The organism is Streptomyces sp. NPDC033136 (genome assembly GCF_055578235.1).
Genome location: NZ_JBVIPD010000002.1, coordinates 347,810 through 369,442 on the forward strand (window position 1 = coordinate 347,810; position 21,633 = coordinate 369,442).

Annotated in this window: 20 protein-coding genes and 1 pseudogene; 14 read left to right on the plus strand and 7 right to left on the minus strand. The window is 72.0% G+C overall.

All coding sequences use genetic code 11. The features are described from left to right. Position 1: 1 nt before the first annotated feature. From ACZ5TL_RS04730 to ACZ5TL_RS04740, 3 genes are all read right to left on the minus strand, one after another. Positions 2–2,443, minus strand: a complete 2,442-nt coding sequence (locus ACZ5TL_RS04730; protein ID WP_468587650.1) for a Tex family protein — start codon at positions 2,441–2,443, stop codon at positions 2–4. Between the two features lie 99 nt (positions 2,444–2,542). Next, positions 2,543–2,674, minus strand: coding sequence for an LPFR motif small protein (locus tag ACZ5TL_RS04735; protein ID WP_252100478.1), 132 nt, complete (start codon positions 2,672–2,674; stop codon positions 2,543–2,545). A 128-nt stretch (positions 2,675–2,802) separates the two neighbouring features. Next, the gene (locus ACZ5TL_RS04740; protein ID WP_468587652.1) at positions 2,803–3,672 is read right to left on the minus strand and encodes an SCO6745 family protein; all 870 of its coding nucleotides are present in this window, start codon (positions 3,670–3,672) and stop codon (positions 2,803–2,805) included. A gap of 273 nt (positions 3,673–3,945) precedes the next feature. On the opposite strand from ACZ5TL_RS04740, the pseudogene ACZ5TL_RS04745 reads away from it, so the two are divergent. Continuing rightward, a pseudogene (locus tag ACZ5TL_RS04745) lies at positions 3,946–4,582 on the plus strand (DJ-1/PfpI family protein). On the opposite strand, the gene ACZ5TL_RS04750 reads toward ACZ5TL_RS04745, so the two are convergent. Then, positions 4,569–5,324, minus strand: coding sequence for an enoyl-CoA hydratase/isomerase family protein (locus ACZ5TL_RS04750; protein ID WP_468587654.1), 756 nt, complete (start codon positions 5,322–5,324; stop codon positions 4,569–4,571). The pseudogene ACZ5TL_RS04745 and the gene ACZ5TL_RS04750 overlap by 14 nt on opposite strands. Positions 5,325–5,543: 219 nt before the next feature. Between ACZ5TL_RS04750 and ACZ5TL_RS04755 the strand changes: the two genes are divergently transcribed. Then, the gene (locus ACZ5TL_RS04755; protein ID WP_468588007.1) at positions 5,544–6,050 is read left to right on the plus strand and encodes an ATP-binding protein; all 507 of its coding nucleotides are present in this window, start codon (positions 5,544–5,546) and stop codon (positions 6,048–6,050) included. A gap of 21 nt (positions 6,051–6,071) precedes the next feature. On the opposite strand, the gene idi is transcribed toward ACZ5TL_RS04755, so the two are convergent. From idi to galE, 3 genes are all read right to left on the minus strand, one after another. Beyond that, a complete protein-coding gene (idi, locus tag ACZ5TL_RS04760) occupies positions 6,072–6,665 on the minus strand; it encodes an isopentenyl-diphosphate Delta-isomerase (protein WP_468587656.1) in 594 nt (197 codons plus the stop codon). Positions 6,666–6,956: 291 nt separating this feature from the next. Continuing rightward, positions 6,957–7,895 (minus strand): cation diffusion facilitator family transporter, encoded by a 939-nt coding sequence (locus ACZ5TL_RS04765; RefSeq protein ID WP_468587658.1) that lies wholly within the window; start codon positions 7,893–7,895, stop codon positions 6,957–6,959. Positions 7,896–8,121: 226 nt separating this feature from the next. Further along, positions 8,122–9,093, minus strand: a complete 972-nt coding sequence (gene galE / locus ACZ5TL_RS04770; RefSeq protein WP_468587660.1) for a UDP-glucose 4-epimerase GalE — start codon at positions 9,091–9,093, stop codon at positions 8,122–8,124. A 278-nt stretch (positions 9,094–9,371) separates the two neighbouring features. Between galE and ACZ5TL_RS04775 the strand changes: the two genes are divergently transcribed. The 12 genes from ACZ5TL_RS04775 to ACZ5TL_RS04830 all read left to right on the plus strand — a co-directional run bounded on the left by ACZ5TL_RS04775 (position 9,372) and on the right by ACZ5TL_RS04830 (position 21,547). Further along, entirely contained in the window at positions 9,372–11,177 is a 1,806-nt protein-coding gene (locus tag ACZ5TL_RS04775) for a DUF5941 domain-containing protein (RefSeq protein WP_468587662.1), read from the plus strand. Continuing rightward, entirely contained in the window at positions 11,174–11,926 is a 753-nt protein-coding gene (locus ACZ5TL_RS04780; protein WP_468587664.1) for a phosphocholine cytidylyltransferase family protein, read from the plus strand. The genes ACZ5TL_RS04775 and ACZ5TL_RS04780 overlap by 4 nt, the downstream gene beginning before the upstream one ends. Next, positions 11,914–12,975, plus strand: coding sequence for an iron-containing alcohol dehydrogenase family protein (locus ACZ5TL_RS04785; protein ID WP_468587666.1), 1,062 nt, complete (start codon positions 11,914–11,916; stop codon positions 12,973–12,975). The genes ACZ5TL_RS04780 and ACZ5TL_RS04785 overlap by 13 nt, the downstream gene beginning before the upstream one ends. Then, a complete protein-coding gene (locus ACZ5TL_RS04790) occupies positions 12,953–13,732 on the plus strand; it encodes a CDP-alcohol phosphatidyltransferase family protein (protein ID WP_468587668.1) in 780 nt (259 codons plus the stop codon). Before ACZ5TL_RS04785 ends, ACZ5TL_RS04790 begins: the two co-directional genes overlap by 23 nt. Before the next feature lie 5 nt (positions 13,733–13,737). Then, positions 13,738–14,610 carry a glycosyltransferase family 2 protein gene (locus ACZ5TL_RS04795; RefSeq protein WP_468588009.1) on the plus strand — a complete coding sequence of 291 codons (873 nt, stop codon included), beginning with the start codon at positions 13,738–13,740 and terminating at the stop codon, positions 14,608–14,610. A gap of 99 nt (positions 14,611–14,709) precedes the next feature. Then, the gene (locus ACZ5TL_RS04800; protein WP_468587670.1) at positions 14,710–15,639 is read left to right on the plus strand and encodes an ABC transporter permease; all 930 of its coding nucleotides are present in this window, start codon (positions 14,710–14,712) and stop codon (positions 15,637–15,639) included. Beyond that, a complete protein-coding gene (locus ACZ5TL_RS04805; protein WP_468587672.1) occupies positions 15,632–16,420 on the plus strand; it encodes an ABC transporter ATP-binding protein in 789 nt (262 codons plus the stop codon). Before ACZ5TL_RS04800 ends, ACZ5TL_RS04805 begins: the two co-directional genes overlap by 8 nt. 358 nt (positions 16,421–16,778) lie before the next feature. After that, positions 16,779–17,681: a squalene synthase HpnC gene (gene hpnC, locus ACZ5TL_RS04810; protein ID WP_468587674.1), complete on the plus strand. Its 903-nt coding sequence runs from the start codon at positions 16,779–16,781 to the stop codon at positions 17,679–17,681. Continuing rightward, entirely contained in the window at positions 17,678–18,628 is a 951-nt protein-coding gene (gene hpnD / locus ACZ5TL_RS04815) for a presqualene diphosphate synthase HpnD (RefSeq protein WP_468587676.1), read from the plus strand. The genes hpnC and hpnD overlap by 4 nt, the downstream gene beginning before the upstream one ends. After that, positions 18,625–18,990 (plus strand): DUF6380 family protein, encoded by a 366-nt coding sequence (locus ACZ5TL_RS04820; RefSeq protein ID WP_468587678.1) that lies wholly within the window; start codon positions 18,625–18,627, stop codon positions 18,988–18,990. Before hpnD ends, ACZ5TL_RS04820 begins: the two co-directional genes overlap by 4 nt. Continuing rightward, positions 18,990–20,414, plus strand: a complete 1,425-nt coding sequence (hpnE, locus tag ACZ5TL_RS04825; protein ID WP_468587680.1) for a hydroxysqualene dehydroxylase HpnE — start codon at positions 18,990–18,992, stop codon at positions 20,412–20,414. Before ACZ5TL_RS04820 ends, hpnE begins: the two co-directional genes overlap by 1 nt. Beyond that, on the plus strand, positions 20,411–21,547 hold the full coding sequence (locus ACZ5TL_RS04830) for a polyprenyl synthetase family protein (RefSeq protein WP_468587682.1): 1,137 nt from the start codon (positions 20,411–20,413) through the stop codon (positions 21,545–21,547). The genes hpnE and ACZ5TL_RS04830 overlap by 4 nt, the downstream gene beginning before the upstream one ends. Positions 21,548–21,633: the final 86 nt, after the last annotated feature.

A 21,633-nucleotide genomic window follows, 5' to 3' on the forward strand; every position in this document is an offset into this window, starting at 1 on the left:
GTCAGCGCTTGCCGTTCTTCGGGTCGACGAGCCCCGCGCGGCGCAGCGCGTCGGCCATCGCGCTGTTGGCCGGGGCAGGCGCCTGACGCGAACCGCCGCCCTGGCCGCCTCGACCGCCGCTCTGACCGCCGCGATCGCTGCTCTGGCCGCCTCGACCGCCCCCCTGGCGCTGCTGCGGGGGACGCCCGCCGCGCTGCCGGCGCTCGCCGGGTCCGCCGTCCTGCCCCTGCGGGGCCGCCTCGTCGTCCAACCGCAGCGTCAGCGAGATCCGCTTGCGCGGGATGTCGACGTCGAGGACCTTCACCTTGACGATGTCGCCGGGCTTCACCACGTCCCGCGGGTCCTTGACGAACGTCTTCGACATCGCGGACACATGCACCAGGCCGTCCTGGTGGACACCGACGTCGACGAACGCCCCGAAGGCGGCGACGTTGGTCACGACGCCCTCCAGGATCATCCCGGACGACAGGTCGGAGATCTTCTCCACGCCCTCCTTGAAGGCGGCCGTCTTGAAGGCCGGGCGCGGGTCACGGCCCGGCTTCTCCAGCTCCTTCAGGATGTCGGTGACCGTCGGCAGGCCGAACGACTCGTCCACGAAGTCCTGCGGCCTCAGCGAGCGCAGCACCCCGGTGTTGCCGATGAGCGCGGCGACCTCCTGCCCGGCGGTCTTCACCATGCGCCGGACCACGGGGTACGCCTCGGGGTGCACGCTGGACGCGTCCAGCGGGTCGTCACCGCCGCGGATCCGCAGGAAGCCCGCGCACTGCTCGTAGGCCTTGGGACCGAGCCGCGCCACCTTCTTCAGCTCACCACGGGCCTTGAACGGCCCGTTCTGGTCCCGGTGCGCCACGATGTTCTCGGCGAGTCCGGAAGTGATGCCGGAGACCCGGGACAGCAGCGGCGCCGACGCCGTGTTGACGTCCACGCCCACGCCGTTCACACAGTCCTCCACCACCGCGTCCAGCGAACGCGACAGCTTCACCTCGGACAGGTCGTGCTGGTACTGGCCCACGCCGATCGACTTCGGGTCGATCTTCACCAGCTCGGCCAGCGGGTCCTGGAGCCGACGGGCGATCGACACGGCGCCGCGCAGCGACACGTCCATGTCGGGCAGCTCCTGCGAGGCGAAGGCGGACGCCGAGTACACGGACGCGCCGGCCTCGGACACCATCACCTTGGTGAGGTTCAGCTCCGGGTGCTTGGCGATCAGTTCCCCCGCGAGCTTGTCGGTCTCGCGGGACGCCGTGCCGTTGCCGATCGCGACCAGCTCGACCGCGTGCTCCTTCGCCAGCCGGGCCAGCTTGGCGATGGCCTCGTCCCAGCGGTTGGCCGGGACGTGCGGGTGGATGACGTCCGTGGCGACGACCTTGCCGGTCGCGTCCACCACGGCGACCTTCACGCCCGTACGGAAGCCGGGGTCCAGGCCGAGCGTCGCGCGCGTGCCCGCCGGGGCGGCGAGCAGCAGGTCGCGCAGGTTCGCCGCGAAGACCCGCACCGCCTCGTCCTCGGCGGCGGTACGCAGCCGCAGCCTCAGGTCGATGCCGAGGTGGACGAGGATGCGGGTGCGCCACGCCCAGCGGACCGTGTCCTTCAGCCACTTGTCGCCGGGGCGGCCACGGTCGGCGATCCCGAACCGGTGCGCGACGATCCCCTCGTACGACGACGGGCCGTCGGTCGGCTCCTCGGGCTCCAGGACGAGGTCGAGGACCTCCTCCTTCTCGCCGCGCAGCAGCGCGAGGATGCGGTGCGAGGGCAGCTCCGTGAACGGCTCGGCGAAGTCGAAGTAGTCGGCGAACTTCGCCCCCGCCTCCTCCTTGCCCTCCCGCACCCTGGCGGCCAGCCGCCCCCGCACCCACATGCGCTCGCGCAGTTCGCCGATCAGGTCGGCGTCCTCCGAGAACCGCTCGGTGAGGATCGCCCGGGCGCCGTCGAGAGCGGCCTGCGGATCGGCCACGCCCTTGTCGGCGTCGACGAACGCGGCGGCAGCGGCGAGGGGCTCCACGGCCGGATCGCCGAGCAGCCCCTCCGCCAGCGGTTCGAGACCGGCCTCGCGCGCGATCTGAGCCTTGGTGCGCCGCTTGGGTTTGTACGGGAGATAGATGTCCTCCAGGCGCGCCTTCGTCTCGGCGCCCCGGATGCGTGCCTCCAGCTCCTCGGTGAGCTTGCCCTGCTCGCGCACCGAGTCGAGGATCGCGGTCCGGCGCTCCTCAAGCTCCCGCAGATAGCGCAGCCGCTCCTCGACCGTGCGCAGCTGCGCATCGTCGAGCATCTCGGTCGCTTCCTTGCGGTAGCGGGCGATGAAGGGAACCGTGGAACCGCCGTCGAGCAGTTCCACTGCGGCCCTGACCTGCCGCTCCCGTACGCCGAGCTCCTCGGCGATCCTGCCTTCGATGGACCCTACCTTGATGGACCCGTTGGACCCGTTGGACCCGGGTGTCGTCACGATCCCGTACCGCCTTCTCCACTGAGGTTGCGCGGCAATTGTGGCAGGTGGCGCCGACACTCGGGGATCAGGGCGGCATCCGGCAGGTCGGGACCCCGGTCAGGCCCGGCGGCTGCGGGTGGAGGACGAGGCCCCGCCGAAAAGCCGGGCCAGGGCACGGAAGGGCAGGGTCACGACGGTGGCGATGGCCCCGCCGATCTGGCGCAACACGTCTGCGATGGCACGGAACACGAAATTCCCCTTTCTCCACTCCGGCCGCACCGGCCGGTGGAGAGCGGGTACCTCGCAGACGCCTCACCATGCGTCACGGCCGAACACACGTGCCCGACGCGGGATTCACAGCCGCGGCGGAGCGCGCCTCATCGCTTGCCGAACAGCCCCGCCGGATAGGCCCCCGCCGTGACGGCCGCCTTGGCGAACGCCGCACCCAGGTCGGTCAGCCGGGCCACGCCCTCGGGGCCCAGGTGCTCGTACGGCGCGCGGTCGAGGCGGTCGGTCTCCTGCTCGATCTCCTCGCGCAGGGCGAGGCCGCGCCCGGTGAGCTCGCCGGCCGGGTCCAGCAGCCCGCGCTCCCGCAGCCGGCCCGACGCCGCGTCCCACTCCTCCTGGGTCCAGCCGCGGGTGGTGAACACCCACTTCGGCGCCATGCCCTTGCCCGTCGCGGCGTGGGTCACCATCGCCTCGAGACCGTCAAGCCCCGCCGACATCAGCACGGCCAGATGCCCGTCGCCCCGGTGCTCGCGCAGCAGGGTCGCCGCGTGCCAGTACGCGAGGTGCGGCTCCTCGGGCACGGGCAGGTCGGCATGGGCGGCGTACAAGGGCCTCGCTCCGCGCGCACAGGCCTCGGTGGCGCGCAGCGCGAGCCGCGCGGCCTCGGCCATCTCCGCCGACGCCAGTGCGTCTTCGCCCAGCAGGCGGCGCAGGGTCGCGTCGACGGCACGCGCGCGTGCCGCCAGTACCTGCCCGGGTGTGGCCGTCTCCCACACCGCCGGCACGTGCCGGGCCACGAGTTCGTACTTGTAGTTGTAGAAGGCCGCCGCCACCGCCCCGGCCCCGACCGCGCCGAGGGCGGCGGCCCGCACGGCGAAGTTCACGGCGTGAGGGTGGGCGACCCCGACGGCACCCAGTTCCCGCCCCAGGTCCGGCGAGAAGTAGTGCGTGGAGTGCAGGGAGTTGAGCACGTTCTGGCAGTGTCGGCCGGCGCGCGGCTCCAGGGCGGCAGTCGTCATGCGTGGCAGGTTACCAACCGCTTGGTATGGCCTCTGAGGCGGTGCGCCGCATGGCAGGAAAGGTGGGGGACTCGTCATTGCGGCCATGCTCCGGGCCCGCGAAGAATCGACGGCATGACCCAGCGCACGGTTCTCGTCGTCCTCTTCGACGGCCTGCAGAGTTTCCGCCCCGCGCCACGTCCTGAACACGGCGACCCCGCCGCGGCCCCGCGCCCGCCCGAACCCGGGCCCTGCGACCACCTGCGAATCCACCGCACCCACGGAAGGGACCCCATGCAGATCGCCATCGTCCTCTACGACCGCTTCACCGCCCTCGACGCCACCGGCCCCTACGAGACCCTCGGCCGGCTCCCGGGCGCGGAGACCGTCTTCGTCGCAGAGGAGACCGGTCCCGTACGGAACGACTCCGGGAACCTCGCCCTCATCGCCGACCGGACCCCTGGCCGAGGTGCCCAGCCCCGACATCATCGTGGTCCCCGGCGGTCCCGGCCCGCTCCCGCTGGCGGCGGACGGACCCGTGCTCACCTGGCTGCGCACCGCCGACGCCACCAGCGCCTGGACGACGTCCGTGTGCACCGGCTCCCTGCTGCTCGCCGCCGCCGGACTCCTCCGGGGCCGCCGTGCGACCTCCCACTGGATGGCCCTGGACGAGCTGGAGCGCCACGGCGCCGAGCCGACGGGGGAGCGGGTCGTCACCGACGGCAAGTACGTCACCGCGGCCGGCGTCTCCGCGGGCATCGACATGGGACTGATGCTGCTCGGCCGCATCGCGGGCGACGACCACGCGCGGATCGTCCAGCTCGCCACCGAGTACGACCCGCAGCCGCCCTACGACGCCGGATCACCGGAGAAGGCGCCCGCCCACCTCGTCGAACTGCTCCGGTCGCACGCCGGCCTCATCCTGACGTAGGCACACTCCAGCCGAACCGCGGCTGCCTGCGCTCCAGGAACGCGGCGACGCCCTCGGCGGTGTCGCCGCTCGCGCGCGCCTGCCCGGCCCAGTGCGCGTCCCGGTCCGTGCGCCCGTCGGCGAACTCCTTGGCCGCCGCCTGCGTCAGCTGCGAACGGGACGCCAGGATGCGGGTGAACTGGGCGACCCGCTTGTCGAGTTCACCCTCCGGCAGTACCTCGTCGGCCAGCCCCGATCGCAGTGCCCGCTCCGTGTCGATCAGCTCACCGGAGAACAGCAGGTACTTGGCGGTGGCCGGCCCCACCAGGGACACCAGCCGCCGTGTCGAGGACGCCGGGTACACGATGCCGAGCTTCGCCGGCGTCACCCCGAACAGCGTCCCCTCCTCCGCGAACCGCAGGTCGCAGGCCGCCGCCAACTGTGCCCCGCCTCCCACGCAGTGACCGCGGATCGCAGCCAGCGTCGGCTTGGGGAACGCGGCGAGTGCCTCCTCGGCCCGCACGGCCAGACCCTGCGCCTCCTCCGGTGAACCCCGCAGCGTCGAGATGTCGGCCCCGGCGCAGAACGTCCCGCCCTCCCCTGTGAGCACCAGCGCCCGCACCGCGGAATCACCCGCGAGCTCCTCCAGGAGCGGCGGCAGGGCGCGCCACATCGCGGCCGTCATGGCGTTGCGCTTTTCCGGATGGCGGATGACGACCGTCGCGACCGAGTCGGTCACGCTGTACTGCAGCTGCGGCAACATGCGCCGGATGCTATCCGGATGCCAAACCCGTACAACCCGAATAGTTCGCCGAGACGGCACAACAGGGACAGGACCAGTCCCACAACTGACCGTGTCATACGCCAACAGGTCATAAGTGCTCGATAGTTGCTGACTTCTGTTCAGTCCCGGGGTCGGGAGCGCATCGTTACCAACACTCGAGGTGTGGCGACAATCGAGCGCGAGGGTGGCGACCGGACGATGGACGACGACGGGCGTGGGTTCGGTCCACGCCCAGAGGGCGGCGCGGCGTCCCTCGGCCCCGGGTCCGGGAATCCGCTGCCGTACGAAGGGGTCTGGAGGTTCACCGCGCCGGCGGTCGAGTCCTCCGTCCCGCAGGCCCGGCACGCCGTACGGGACCTGCTGCTGCGCCAGGGGGTGCCGGTCTCGGACGACCTGGCCCAGGGGCTGCTGCTGATCGTCTCCGAGCTGGTGACGAATGCCGTGAAGCACGCGGCGGTGCTGTCGCCGACGGTGGCCGTCGAGGTGGCCGTCGGTGCCGAGTGGCTGCGTGTGTCCGTGGAGGACAACCATCCCTACCGGCCCACGGCGCTGGAGACCGACCACGGCCGGACCGGCGGCCGCGGACTGCTCCTGGTGCGCGAGATCACCCGCGAGGCGGGCGGCATCTGCGAGGTCGATCACACCGCGAGCGGCGGCAAGGTGATCTGGGCCGCCCTGCCGCTCAAACCCGCCCGCTTTCCCTAGACCCTCACGCCAGGGCCCTCGTCACCAGCCGGCCGACGCCCCCGTCAGCTCCCTGATCGCCGGCCGTGCCGCGTCCAGGACGGTCATGAACCAGGCCGAGAAGGTGTCCTTGGCGTGCCGCTCCGCCAGCTCGGGCGGCGTCACGAACGCCGTGGACGCCACCTCCTCGGGATCCGGCCGCAGCACGGCCTGCAGCATGCCGACGAAGAGGTGGTTGTACTCCTGCTCCACCAGCCCGGACTCCGGGTCCGGGTGGTTGTAGCGGACCGTGCCCGCCTCGGCGAGCAGGGACGGGGAGGCGCCGAGCTCCTCGAACGTGCGCCGCGCCGCCGCCGCGAACGGCGCCTCGCCCGGGTAGGGGTGGCCGCAGCAGGTGTTGGACCACACGCCGGGGGAGTGGTACTTGCCCAGCGCGCGCTGCTGGAGCAGCAGCCGGCCGTACTCGTCGAAGAGGAACACGGAGAACGCGCGGTGCAGTTGTCCGGGCGGCTGGTGGGCGGCGAGCTTCTCCGCGGTGCCGATCGTCACGCCGTCCTCGTCGACCAGTTCCAGCAAAATCGCGTCTGCGGTGCCGTTCGACGGGCTGTGCGTCGCGGTGGCAGGTGTGATCGGCATACCCATCCTTCACATCGGTCTTCGCGCCCCAAGTCTGCCGTACGAATCCGGCACTCCCGGCACTTCGCGACTGCCCGCATGTCCCGCACGGCGGCGTGGAGCGCGCAAGGCGCCGTTCGGGCGCCGGAAGAGGGACCCAGTAGGGGATCGTGCCCGGCAGGACGGGCCGAAAATCGTCTCCGCCGCCGCGGTGGGAGTCAGGGGGCGGGCGCGCGCCCGAGGGCTGCGGCACCCGGCGCGCACCTCTCGGAGTGCGCCCCACCAGCCTCATGCGCCCCGGAGACCGGCGCGTCAGTGGCAGAGGTGCGCCTCGTGCTCCGCGTGCCCGCCCGGCTCCAGCTGGAAGGTGCAGTGCTCCACGTCGAAGTGATCGCCGAGGCAGGCCTGCAGTTCGTGCAGCATCTTCTCGTGGCCGATCGCGCTCAGCGCCTCGGAGCTCACGACCACGTGCGCCGAGAGCACCGGCATGCCGGACGTGATCGTCCAGGCGTGCAGGTCGTGGACGTCCTCCACCCCGTCCGTGGCGAGTATGTGCGCCCGCACCTCGGCCATGTCGACGCCCTTGGGTGCCGCCTCCAGCAGCACCTCGAGCGTCTCGCGCAGCAGCCTCCACGTCCGGGGCACGATCATCAGTGCGATGACCAGCGAGGCGATCGGGTCGGCGGCCTGCCAGCCGGTGAGCATGAGCACCACGGACGAGACGATCACCGTGACGGAACCCAGGGCGTCCGCCGCGACCTCCAGGAACGCGCCCCGCACGTTCAGGCTCTCCTTCTGGCCGCGCATCAGCAGCGACAGCGACACCAGGTTCCCGACCAGGCCGATCCCGCCGAACAGGAGGGCGAGCCCGCCCTCGGTGTCCGCCGGGGTGATGAAGCGCTGGACCGACTCGTACACGACGTAGCCGCCGGCCCCGAGCAGCAGCAGGCAGTTGGCCAGGGCGGCGAGGATCTCGGCGCGGGCGTAGCCGAAGGTGGCCCGGTCGCTGGGCGGGCGGTTCGCGAAGTGGATCGCGAGCAGAGCCATGCACAGGCCCAGCGCGTCCGTCGCCATGTGCGCGGAGTCCGCGACGAGCGCCAGCGAGTTGGCGAGGACACCGCCGACGATCTGGACCACCACGATGCCGAGCGTGATCGCCAGCGCGCCGCGCAGCCTGCCGCGGTACGCCGAGGTCGCCGTACCGCCGCCCCGCCCGCCGTGCGCGTGCCCGTGGTCGTGCCCAGCCCCCATGAAAAGTCATCCTCCCGCGGTCCGCCCGATCATGCTCGAGCGCCCCAGTGAACTACGGGGAGGGGGTATGTGCAACGCGGCACTGAACACCGTTGTCATGTGCCCTGACCTGCTGAAACGATGCGCAGGTCAGGGCCCTGGTCGGTGGCCGTGCTGCGGGGCCCGGCGGGCGTCCGGCGGTCAGGAGCCGCGGTACCGCGCGGAGGACCGAAGGGGCGTGAGCCGGTCAGGAGCCGTGGTGCAGCTGCCAGCCCCGCCACGCCGACTCGGCCATCTCGCGCACCCCGCGCCGGGCGGTCCAGCCGAGCTCCCCGGCCGCCCGGTCCGCCGAGGCCACCGCTCGCGGCGCGTCGCCGGGACGGCGCTGCTCGACGAGCGGGGGCCGGCGGTCGCCGGTGACCTCGCCGATGACCGTGATGAGCTCGCGGACCGAAACGCCCTCGCCGCGGCCGATGTTGACCGTGAGGTCGCCCGCGAGGCCGCCCTCGGCGAGCCGCCGGGCCGCCGCGAGGTGGGCCTCGGCGAGGTCGGCGACGTGGATGTAGTCACGGACGCAGGTGCCGTCCGGCGTCGGATAGTCGTCACCGAAGATCCTGGGTGCCTCGTCCCGCGTCAGCCGGTCGAAGACCATCGGGACGATGTTGAAGACACCCGTGTCGGCCAGCTCCGGCGCGGCCGCGCCCGCCACGTTGAAATAACGCAGACATACGGTGGAGATCCCGTGCGCCCGCCCGGCCGCCCGCACCAGCCATTCCCCGGCGAGCTTGGTCTCGCCGTACGGGTTCACCGGCGCACACGGGGTGTCCTCCGTGATGAGGTCCACACCGGGGTCGCCGTACACCGCCGCCGACGACGAGAACACGAACCGCTCGATCCCGGCCCCGGCCACCGCGTCCAGCAGGGTCACGAGGCCGCCGACGTTCTCCCGGTAGTACCGCGTCGGCTGCGCGACCGACTCGGCGACCTGCTTGCGTGCCGCGAGATGCACCACACCCGTCACGCCGTGCTCGGCGAACACCCGCTTCAGCAGCTCACCGTCGAGCGAGGAGCCCTGCACGAGGGGGATACCGGACGGGAGCCGCGCGGGTACCCCGGCCGAGAGGTCGTCCAGGGCGAGGACGCGCTCCCCGGCCTCGGTCATGGCCCTGGCCACATGGGCTCCGATGTAGCCGGCACCGCCGGTGATCAGCCAAGTCATGGTCGCCCACCCTATGCCGCCACCGCCGCACCCCGCGCAATGTCCCCGATGTCCGCTCCGGGAGGCGCGGCTTGTGAGGCGGGCCCCGGATCCCCGATGATGATCGCGGCAAGGGCTGGGGCGAACTCCGTTGATCAATCTGCCGAACGGGTGGTGAACGCGGCCCTCCCGGCATCCGATAGCCTCTGCCGACATGCCACCCGGGAGCCACCGGCGCGGGCGCCCCCACCATGCACATCACCGGCGCGGACGCGTCGGTACCCAGGGAGTGAATTCGGTTGTCGACCGCCATCCTCACCGGTCAGCCGGTCCCCGGATCGTCGATCGAGGGTGACCTGCGGTCCCTCGGGTTCGACGTCCGGGTAGCGGCCGACGCCGCCGAGGCCGAGACGCTGCTCGCCGGGGTGCCGGGCGACGAGCGGGTCGCCCTGGTCGACGCGCGGTTCGTGGGACATGTGCACGCGCTGCGCCTCGGCCTCACCGACCCCCGCTTCCCGCTCGCGGCGATCCCCGGCGCCGTCGCCGCCCAGCCCGCCGGCCGCCAGGCCCTCACCCGGGCCATGGCCCGCGAGAACTCCGCGGGCGGCGGCACCACCCTCCTCGACAGCCTCGCCGACCGCATCCTCGGTGCCCTGGACACCGACGGCACCGACGTGCACCGCCCCGAACTGGGCAGCCTCGTCGCCGCCGTCCCCGCCGACCCGCAGGCCCGCAACGAGGCACGGCAGGCGGTGACGGACGTCGACGACGAGGCCGTACGCCTGAAGTCGGCCGTGAAGTCCCGCGACGGCTTCTTCACCACCTTCTGCATCAGCCCGTACTCCCGCTACATCGCCCGCTGGTGCGCCCGCCGAGGCCTGACCCCGAACCAGGTCACCACCGCCTCCCTGCTCACCGCCCTCATAGCGGCGGCCTGCGCGGCCACCGGCACCCGCGGCGGGTTCGTCGCGGCCGGCGTCCTGCTGATCGCGTCCTTCGTCCTGGACTGCACCGACGGCCAGCTCGCCCGCTACTCCCTGCAGTACTCCACGCTCGGCGCCTGGCTGGACGCCACCTTCGACCGGGCCAAGGAGTACGCCTACTACGCCGGACTCGCCCTCGGTGCCGCCCGCGGCGGCGATGACGTGTGGGCCCTCGCCCTCGGCGCGATGGTCCTGCAGACCTGCCGGCACGTGGTCGACTTCTCCTTCAACGAGGCCAACCACGACGCCACGGCCAACACCAGCCCCACCGCCGCCCTCTCCGACAAGCTCGACAGCGTCGGCTGGACGGTCTGGGTGCGCCGCATGATCGTCCTGCCCATCGGCGAACGCTGGGCGATGATCGCCGTCCTCACGGCCCTCACCACGCCCCGCGTCACCTTCTACGCCCTGCTCATCGGCTGCGCCTTCGCGGCGACGTACACCACGGCGGGCCGGGTGCTGCGCTCCCTGACCCGCAAGGCCAGGCGGACCGACCGGGCGGCACGGGCCCTCGCGGAACTGGCGGACAGCGGGCCCGTGGCCGAGGTGCTCGTGCGCGCCCTGCGCAAGCTGCCCGCCCAGCCGCCGTTCGGCGCCCGGTTCCTCGTCGCCCTGCCGGGGGCGGTCCTGCTCGTGCTGGCCGCGGCGCTCGAGCCGTACGGCGCTGCGCTGCCCGTCGCGGCGGCCGCCTTGTACGCGCTCACCTCGGCCGCCGCCGTCGCGCTGCCCCTCAAGGGCGCCCTCGACTGGCTCGTCCCGCCGCTCTTCCGCGCCGCCGAATACGGCACCGTCCTGCTCCTCGCGGCCAAGGCGGACGTGAACGGGGCCCTTCCTGCGGCTTTCGGGCTGGTGGCGGCGGTCGCCTACCATCACTACGACACGGTGTACCGCATCCGCGGCAACGCCGGAGCGCCTCCCGCCTGGCTGGTGCGCTCCATCGGGGGCCACGAAGGCCGGACGCTGCTCGTCACCGTCCTCGCCGCGCTGCTCACCGCCTCTCAGTTCATGGTCGCGCTCACGGTCCTCGCCGTGTCCGTGGCCCTGGTGGTGCTCGTCGAGAGCATCCGCTTCTGGGTGTCCGCAGGGGCGCCCGCCGTACACGATGAAGGAGAACCCGCATGATCGGCCTCGTGCTGGCGGCCGGCGCCGGAAGGCGTCTGCGCCCCTACACCGACAGCCTTCCCAAGGCGCTCGTACCAGTGGGCCCGGCGGGCACAGAGGGCGAACCCACGGTTCTCGACCTCACCCTCGGCAACTTCGCCGAGATCGGCCTCACCGAGGTCGGGATCATCGTCGGCTACCGCAAGGAGGCCGTGTACGCGCGCAAGGAGGCGCTGGAGGCGAAGTACGGCCTCAAGCTCACCCTCATCGACAACGACAAGGCCGAGGAGTGGAACAACGCCTACTCCCTGTGGTGCGGGCGTGACGCCCTCAAGGACGGGGTGATCCTCGCCAACGGCGACACCGTCCACCCGGTCTCCGTCGAGAAGACGCTGCTCGCCGCCCGCGGCGAGGGCAAGAAGATCATCCTCGCCCTCGACACGGTCAAGCAGCTCGCGGACGAGGAGATGAAGGTCGTCGTCGACCCCGCCAAGGGCATGACGAAGATCACCAAGCTGATGGACCCCGCCGAGGCCACCGGCGAGTACATCGGCGTCACCCTCATCGAGGGCGACGCCGCCCCCGAGCTGGCCGACGCGCTGAAGGCCGTGTGGGAGACCGACCCGCAGCAGTTCTACGAGCACGGCTACCAGGAGCTGGTGAACCGCGGCTTCCGGATCGACGTGGCGCCGATCGGCGACGTCAGGTGGGTGGAGATCGACAACCACGACGATCTCGCTCGGGGCCGGGAGATCGCATGCCAGTACTGACCCGGCTGATCCCCTCGCCGCTGGTCGTGGACATCCGCCCGGGTGCCCTCGACGACCTGGCGTGCGTCCTCGCCGACGAGCGCATCTCGCACTCCGGCCGCCTCGCCGTCGCCGTCAGCGGCGGCTCCGGCGCCAGGCTGCGCGAGCGCATCTCGCCGAGCATGCCAGGCGCCACCTGGTACGAGGTCGGAGGCGGCACCCTCGACGACGCGGTCCGGCTGGCCGGTGACATGAAGGCCGGCCACTTCGACGCGGTCGTCGGTCTCGGCGGCGGCAAGATCATCGACTGCGCCAAGTTCGCCGCCGCACGCGTCGGCCTGCCCCTGGTCGCCGTGCCCACCAACCTCGCGCACGACGGCCTGTGCTCGCCGGTCGCCACTCTCGACAACGACGCGGGCCGCGGCTCCTACGGCGTGCCCAACCCGATCGCGGTCGTCATCGACCTGGACGTCATCCACGAGGCCCCGGTCCGCTTCGTCCGCGCCGGCATCGGCGATGCCGTCTCCAACATCTCGGCGATCGCCGACTGGGAGCTCGCCAACCGTGTCAAGGGCGAGCGGATCGACGGACTCGCCGCGGCCATGGCCCGCCAGGCCGGCGAGGCCGTACTGCGGCACCCGGGGGGCATCGGGGACAACAACTTCCTCCAGGTGCTCGCCGAGGCGCTGGTCCTCAGCGGCATCGCCATGTCGGTGTCCGGCGACTCGCGGCCGTCCTCCGGGGCGTGCCACGAGATCAACCACGCCTTCGACCTGCTCTACCCGCAGCGGGCCGCTGCCCACGGCGAGCAGTGCGGTCTCGGCGCGGCCTTCGCGATGTGGCTGCGCGGGGCGCACGAGGAGTCGGCGTACATGGCCGAGGTGCTGCGCCGGCACGGGCTGCCCGTGCTCCCGGACGAGATCGGCTTCACGACGGACGAGTTCGTCAAGGCCGTCGAGTTCGCCCCGGAGACCCGGCCCGGCCGCTACACCATCCTCGAACACCTCGACCTGAACACCGAACAGATCAAGGACACCTACGCCGACTATGTCAAGGCCATCGGTAGCTGAACTTCGGCCCGTCGTTCACCCCGCAGGGGTGAAGGACCGGCGCAGCGGTGAGCACTGGATGGGACGCCTCTACATGCGTGAGGTGTCCCTGCGGGTCGACCGCTACCTGGTGAACACCAGGGTCACGCCCAACCAGCTCACGTACCTGATGACCGTCTTCGGTGTGCTCGCGGCCCCGGCACTCCTCGTGCCGGGGATCACAGGCGCCGTGCTCGGCGTCGTCATGGTCCAGATGTACCTCCTGCTGGACTGCGTCGACGGCGAGATCGCGCGCTGGAAGAAGCAGTACTCGCTGGGCGGCGTCTACCTGGACCGCGTCGGCGCCTACCTCACCGACGCCGCGGTGCTCGTCGGCTTCGGCCTGCGCGCCGCCGACCTGTGGGGCAGCGGCCGGATCGACTGGCTGTGGGCCTTCCTCGGCACGCTGGCCGCCCTCGGCGCCATCCTGATCAAGGCCGAGACCGACCTCGTCGGCGTCGCCCGGCACCAGGCCGGAAAGCCGCCGGTCCAGGAGACGGCCTCCGAGATGCGCTCCTCCGGCATGGCGCTGGCCCGCAAGGCCGCCGCCGCGCTCAAGTTCCACCGCCTGATCCTGGGCATCGAGGCGTCCCTGCTGATCCTGGTCCTGGCGATCGTCGACCAGGCCCGCGGCGACCTGTTCTTCTCCCGGCTCGGCGTGGCGGTGCTGGCCGGCATCGCGCTGGTGCAGACCCTGCTGCACCTCGTGTCCATCCTCGCTTCCAGCAGGCTCAAGTGAGCGGCATGAAGGTCGGTGCCGTCATCATCACCATGGGCAACCGCCCCGACGAGCTGCGCGCCCTCCTCGACTCCGTCGCCAAGCAGGACGGCGATCCGGTCGAGGTGGTCGTCGTCGGCAACGGCTCGCCCGTCCCGGACGTCCCCGAGGGCGTCCGCACCATCGAGCTGCCCGAGAACCTCGGCATCCCCGGCGGCCGCAACGCCGGGATCGAGGCCTTCGGCCCGGCCGGCCGGGACGTCGACATCCTGCTCTTCCTGGACGACGACGGGATGCTCGCGAACCACGACACCGCCGAGCTGTGCCGCGAGGCCTTCGAGGCCGACCCGAGACTCGGCATCGTGAGTTTCCGCATAGCCGACCCCGACACCGGCGCCACCCAGCGCCGCCACGTGCCCCGGCTGCGGGCCTCCGACCCGATGCGCTCCTCCCGGGTCACCACTTTCCTCGGCGGTGCCAACGCCGCCCGCACCCGCGTCTTCGCCGACGTCGGCGGGCTCCCCGACGCCTTCTTCTACGCCCACGAGGAAACCGACCTCGCCTGGCGGGCCCTCGACGCCGGCTGGATGATCGACTACCGGTCCGACATGGTGCTGTACCACCCGACGACCGCTCCCTCGCGGCACGCGGTCTACCACCGCATGGTCGCCCGCAACCGCGTCTGGCTCGCCCGCCGCAACCTCCCCACGCTCCTCGTCCCGGTCTATCTGGGCGTGTGGCTGCTGCTCACCCTCGTCCGCCGTCCCTCCCGCCCCGCTCTGCGGGCCTGGCTCGGCGGATTCCGGGAGGGCTGGACCACCCCCTGCGGCCCCCGCCGGCCCATGAAGTGGCGTACGGTGTGGCGGCTGACCCGGCTGGGCCGGCCCCCCGTCATCTGACAAGCTCGTGTCCGGGACCATCCGGGAGGGGCCGTACCCTGGCCCCGGCTCCCGCAGGCCCGCACAGGCCGCGTATCTCGAAGACGAAAGTTTCCACTAGTGAGTGAGACAACGCACGACGCCCCGGTCGCGGTGAGCGCGCCCGCGGCGCCCGACGAGGGCCTCACGGCGAAGGAACTCGCCGCCAGGCACGGGCTGAGCGTGAGCGGCGCCCGGCCCTCCCTCATCGAGTACGTCCGTCAGCTCTGGGACCGGCGGCACTTCATCCTCGCCTTCTCCCGCGCGAAGCTGACCGCCCAGTACAGCCAGGCCAAGCTCGGCCAGCTGTGGCAGGTGGCCACACCGCTGCTGAACGCGGCCGTGTACTTCTTCATCTTCGGCCTGCTCCTGAAGGCCGACCGGGGCATGTCCCGTGAGGTGTACGTCCCGTTCCTGGTCACGGGCGTCTTCGTGTTCACCTTCACCCAGACCTCGGTGATGGCGGGCGTGCGCGCGATCTCCGGCAACCTCGGCCTGGTCCGCGCCCTGCACTTCCCGCGCGCCTCGCTGCCGATCTCCTTCGCGCTCCAGCAGCTCCAGCAGCTCCTGGCCTCGATGATCGTGCTGTTCGCCATCACGGTCGGCTTCGGCCACTACCCGGACCTGTCCTGGCTGCTGATCGTGCCGGTGCTCGTCCTGCAGTTCTGCTTCAACACCGGCCTCGCGCTGATCATGGCCCGGGCGGGCGCCAAGACCCCCGACCTCGCGCAGCTGATGCCGTTCGTGATGCGGACGTGGATGTACGCGTCCGGGGTGATGTTCTCCATCCCGATCTTCCTGGCGGACAGGCCGGAGTGGATCGCGAACGTCCTGCAGTGGAACCCGGCCGCGATCTACATGGACCTGATGCGCTTCGCCCTCATCGACGACTACAGCTCGCGGTACCTGCCGGACCACGTCTGGGCGGTTGCGGGAGGCTGGGCCGTGCTGTTCGCCCTGGGTGGCTTCGTGTACTTCTGGAAGGCGGAGGAGAGGTACGGCCGTGGCTGAGCAGAAGCAGGACGCGCGGATCCCCACCGTCATCGCGGACGAGCTGCACATCGTCTACCGCGTCAACGGTGCCAAGAGCGGCAAGGGCAGCGCCACCGCCGCCCTCAGCCGCATCCTCAAGCGGGGCTCCGACGACGCGGCGCGCGGGGTGCGCAAGGTGCACGCGGTGCGCGGCGTCTCCTTCGTCGCCTACCGCGGCGAGGCCATCGGTCTGATCGGCTCCAACGGCTCCGGCAAGTCGACGCTGCTGCGCGCCATCGCCGGCCTGCTGCCCGCCGAGCAGGGCAAGGTCTACACCGACGGCCAGCCCTCGCTGCTCGGCGTCAACGCGGCTCTGATGAACGACCTCACCGGCGAACGGAACGTCATATTGGGCGGGCTCGCGATGGGCATGTCCCGCGAGGAGATCAGGGAGCGCTACCAGGACATCGTCGACTTCTCCGGCATCAACGAGAAGGGCGACTTCATCACCCTGCCCATGCGCACGTACTCCTCCGGCATGGCGGCCCGGCTCCGCTTCTCCATCGCCGCGGCCAAGGACCACGACGTCCTGATGATCGACGAGGCCCTGGCGACCGGCGACCGCAAGTTCCAGAAGCGCTCCGAGGACCGCATCCGGGAGCTGCGCAAGGAAGCCGGCACCGTGTTTCTGGTCAGTCACAACAACAAGTCCATCCGCGACACCTGCAACCGCGTCCTGTGGCTGGAACGCGGCGAACTGCGCATGGACGGCCCGACCGACGAGGTGCTCAAGGAGTACGAGAAGTTCACCGGCAAGTAGACGGCTCGGCCAGGGCCCCGGCGGAACTGTTCCGGCGGGGCCCCGCGTCTGCGAAGGAAACGTCAACTCCGGCCCATCTCAGGAATCTTGGGGCCAATCGGTGTGTTCTCGTGATGCGCGGGACACCCTGACGAACCACGATGCGTTGTACAACGTAAGCTGTACCGGTCCCGAAACACGGCAATCAGGGCGATAATGCGCGACACCGCCCGTCGGGCCACCGTGCGGACGGCCGGGCGGCGTGTCCGAAATAGTGCGTATTGGGTCGGCAGTGTAGAACGGGAGATGTGACGGCGATGGCTACGGAAACTCCCCAGCTCCACGCAGCACGTGCCGTCCCCGCGCCGGGCAGCCGGCGGTGACGGGAACCGGCACGGCCCGCGCCCTCGATCCGGAGCGCGGCACCCTCGACAAGGCCGCGGGCGAGAACTTCCCCGTGGCCCCGTTCTTCCTGCCCCGTGCCTGGCGCACCGACCTCATGGCCGTCTACGGCTTCGCCCGCCTCGTCGACGACATCGGCGACGGCGACCTGGCCCCCGGCGGCGCCGACGCACGGCTGCTCGGCGTCTCCCCGCGGGAGGCCGGGGACCGGCTTCTCCTGCTGGACGCCTTCGAGGCCGACCTGCGCAGGGTCTTCGACTCGACCCCGCGTCACCCCCTGCTGCGCCGTCTCCAGCCGACCGTCCGCCGCCGCTCGCTGACCCCCGAGCCGTTCCTCGGCCTGATCGCCGCCAACCGCCAGGACCAGCTGGTCAGCCGGTACGAGACCTATGACGACCTGCTCGCCTACTGCGAGCTCTCGGCCAATCCCGTCGGCCGTCTCGTCCTCGCCGTCACAGGCACCTCGACCCCCGAGCGGATCCGCCGCTCCGACCTGATCTGCACCGGGCTGCAGATCGTCGAGCACCTCCAGGACGTGGCCGAGGACCTCCGCCGCGACCGCGTCTACCTGCCCGCCACCGACATGAAGCGTTTTCACGTCCAGGAGGCGGATCTCGCCACGGCAACCGCCGGAGCGTCGGTCCGTGCGCTGATCGCATACGAAGCGCAAAGGGCCCGGGATCTCCTGAATGAAGGCGCCCCCCTGGTGGGTAGCGTCCACGGCAGGCTGAAGTTGCTGCTCGCAGGGTTCGTGGCGGGGGGAAGGGCGGCCGTCCGCGCGATCGCCGCCGTCGATTTCGACGTACTTCCCGGCCCGCCCAAGCCCGGGAAGGTGCAGTTGCTGCGTGAGGTGGGCGTGACTCTGCGAGGAGAGAGGTGATCCGGACCGTGGCGTCGGAACCACGCACGTCCGCACCGGTACTCGCCGCCTACAGCTACTGCGAGGCCGTCACCGGGCGGCAGGCCCGGAACTTCGCCTACGGAATCCGGCTGCTGCCGACGTCCCAGCGCCGTGCGATGTCGGCGCTGTACGCGTTCTCGCGGCGGGTCGACGACATCGGCGACGGCGCGCTCCCCGACGACGTCAAGGTCGCCCGCCTGGAGGAGACCAGGGCGCTGCTCACCCGGATCCGCCAGGGCGAGGTCGACGAGGACGACACCGACCCGGTCGCCGTCGCCCTCACGCACGCCGCCGGGCACTTCCCGATCCCGCTCGGCGGCCTGGACGAGCTCATCGACGGTGTCCGGATGGACGTCCGCGGCGAGACCTACGAGACCTGGGACGACCTGAAGGTCTACTGCCGCTGTGTGGCCGGCGCCATCGGGCGGCTGTCGCTCGGCGTCTTCGGCACGGAACCCGGGGTGCGTGGCGTGGACCGCGCGCCGGAGTACGCCGACACGCTGGGGCTCGCGCTCCAGCTCACCAACATCCTCAGAGACGTCCGCGAGGACGCCGAGGGCGGGCGTACCTATCTGCCCGGCGACGACCTCGCCAAGTTCGGCTGCTCGGCCGGTTTCAGCGGGCCGCGGCCACCGGAGGGCTCCGACTTCGCGGGCCTCGTGCACTTCGAAGTGCGGCGGGCCCGCGCTCTTTTCGCCGAGGGATACCGCCTGCTTCCCATGCTCGACCGGCGCAGCGGCGCCTGTGTCGCCGCCATGGCCGGCATCTACCGCCGCCTCCTCGACCGCATCGAACGCGACCCGGGGGCCGTGCTGCGCGGCCGGGTCTCGCTGCCCGGCCGGGAGAAGGCGTACGTCGCCGTGCGCGGCCTGTCGGGTCTCGACGCCCGGCATGCGACCCGACGGACCGTCAGGAGGCGTGCGTGACCAACGAACCGGTCCACAGAAACGCCACCGGCGACCAGGCCCACGCCCGCCGCACGGGTGCGGGCCTCTGCTGCCGGGCGGCGTCCGTGAGCGTGGTGCGGTGCGCCCCGCAGGCCGGCCGGGAGACCGGGCCGGTGCTCCCCGCGGTCCGCCCACGACGGCGCGTCACGGTCGGCGGTGTCGGGTCGCCCGGCCCCGCCCGCACGACCTCGGCGGCCGAGCGCGGCCACGACGCCCCTTCCGGCCGCCCCGTCGGAGACAACCGGCGGGCAACCCTCCGGTGCGGGGCCGCGTCCCTGACCAAGACGGCCGGTCGTGCGACGTTCGAGCAGCACGCCCGCCGCGCAGAGGAGGGGGCGTGATGACCCACGGCACGCGGTCCCACGGCACGCGGTCCCGGCCGGTCGCGGACGGGCGGCACGCCGTCGTGGTGGGCGGCGGGCTCGCCGGCGTCACCACCGCGCTCGCGCTCGCCGACGCCGGAGTGCGCGTCACCCTGCTGGAGGGCAGGCCGAGACTCGGCGGCCTGGCCTTCTCCTTCCAGCGCGGCGACCTCACCGTCGACAACGGCCAGCACGTGTATCTGCGCTGCTGCACCGCCTATCGCTGGTTCCTCGACCGCATCGAGGGCGCGGCCCTGGCCCCGTTGCAGGACCGGCTCGACGTACCCGTCCTGGACGTGGCGCGGGCCGCGGGGCGCCGGCTCGGCAGGCTGCGGCGCGACGCGCTGCCCGTACCGCTCCATCTGGGGCGCAGCCTCGCCACCTATCCGCATCTCTCGCTCGCCGACCGCGCCAGGGTGGGCCGGGCCGCGCTCGCGATCAAGGGGCTCGACCCCACCGACCCGGCGCTGGACGCGCAGGACTTCGGCAGCTGGCTGGCCGCGCACGGGCAGTCCGCGCGCGCCGTCGAGGCCCTGTGGGACCTGGTCGGCGTCGCCACCCTCAACGCGGTCGCCTCCGACGCCTCCCTGGCGCTCGCGGCGATGGTGTTCAAGACCGGTCTGCTGTCCGACCCGGGGGCGGCCGACATCGGCTGGGCGCGGGTCCCGCTGGGCGAGCTGCACGACCGGCTGGCCCGCGCCGCGCTCGACTCCGCGGGTGTGCGCACCGAGGTCCGTACCCGCGTCACCTCCCTCCGTGACACCGGGAACGGCCGGTGGAGCGTCGGGGTTCCCGGCGAGACGCTGCAGGCCGACGCGGTGGTGCTCGCCGTACCGCAGCGCGAGGCGCACGACCTGCTGCCCTCGGGCGCCCTCGACAAGCCCGAACGGCTACTGGAGATCGGCACCGCGCCGATCCTCAACGTCCATGTGGTGTACGACCGCAAGGTGCTCGCCCGGCCGTTCTTCACCGCCCTCGGCAGCCCGGTGCAGTGGGTCTTCGACCGGACCGAGGCGTCAGGGCTGCGGGCGGGGCAGTACCTCGCCCTGTCGCAGTCGGCGGCCCAGGACGAGATCGACGCGCCCGTGGCGGTGCTGCGCGAGCGGTATCTGCCCGAGCTGGAGCGGCTGCTGCCGCTGACTCGCGGCGCCGCGGTGCAGGACTTCTTCGTCACCCGGGAGCGCACCGCGACGTTCGCTCCCACCCCCGGCGTCGGGCGCCTCAGGCCCGGTGCCCGAACCAAGGCATCCGGCCTGTACCTGGCCGGAGCGTGGACCGCCACCGGGTGGCCCGCGACCATGGAGAGTGCGGTCCGCAGTGGTGTGAGCGCGGCGGACGCCGTGCTGGACGCCCTGGGCCGGCCCCGCCCGCAGCACCTCTTCGAGTTCGAGGAGGCGGCGTGACGCTCGATCGGCACGGCGCGGCAGGCGGCCCCCGCACCCCCGGTACCGCGACAAGAGGAGAGACTGTGCCCACTGTGCCCCCGGCCTCGAAGACTGCCGAGGCGGTGGACGTGACCGCGCTGCTGGAGCGCGGCCGGACCCTGGCCACACCGGTACTGCGGGCGGCCATCGACCGCCTGGCACCTCCCATGGACACTGTTGCCGCCTACCACTTCGGATGGATCGACGCCCAGGGCAGGCCCGCCGAGGGCGACGGCGGCAAGGCCGTGCGCCCCGCCCTCGCGGTGCTGTCCGCCGAGGTCATGTCCGCCGCCCCCGAGACCGGCATCCCCGGCGCCGTCGCCGTGGAACTGGTCCACAACTTCTCCCTCCTCCACGACGACCTCATGGACGGCGACGAGCAGCGCCGCCACCGCGACACGGTCTGGAAGGTGCATGGCCCCGCCCAGGCCATCCTCGTCGGCGACGCCCTGTTCGCCCTGGCCAACGAGGTGCTCCTGGAACTCGGCACCGTCGAGGCCGGCCGCGCCGCCCGCCGCCTGACCACCGCCACCCGCGCCCTGATCGACGGTCAGGCCCAGGACATCTCCTATGAACACCGCGACCGCGTCAGCGTCGGGGAGTGCCTGGAGATGGAGGGCAACAAGACCGGTGCCCTGCTCGCCTGCGCCAGCTCCGTCGGCGCCGTCCTCGGCGGCGCCGACGACGCCACCGCCGACACGCTGGAGAAGTACGGCTACCACCTGGGCCTCGCCTTCCAGGCCGTGGACGACCTCCTCGGCATCTGGGGTGACCCGGTCTCCACCGGCAAGCAGACCTGGAGCGACCTGCGCCAGCGCAAGAAGTCCCTGCCGGTCGTCGCCGCGCTCGCGGCCGGCGGCTCCGCCTCGGAGCGGCTCGGCGAGCTCCTCGCCGCCGACGCCAAGAGCAGCGACTTCGAGAACTTCTCCGAGGAGGAGTTCGCGGCCCGCGCCGCCCTCATCGAGGAGGCGGGCGGCCGCGAGTGGACCGCCGACGAGGCACGCCGTCAGCACACCACCGCCATCGAGGCCCTCGACGCCGTCGACATGCCCGACCGGGTGCGGGCACAGTTCACGGCACTCGCGGACTTCGTCGTCGTACGAAAGAGATGATCACTATCGGTCGAATAGCCCTCGCGTAGTCGCCGGCCGGTGCCGCGAGAGACCACGGAGCACCGGCCGACGGCGGACCCACAGCA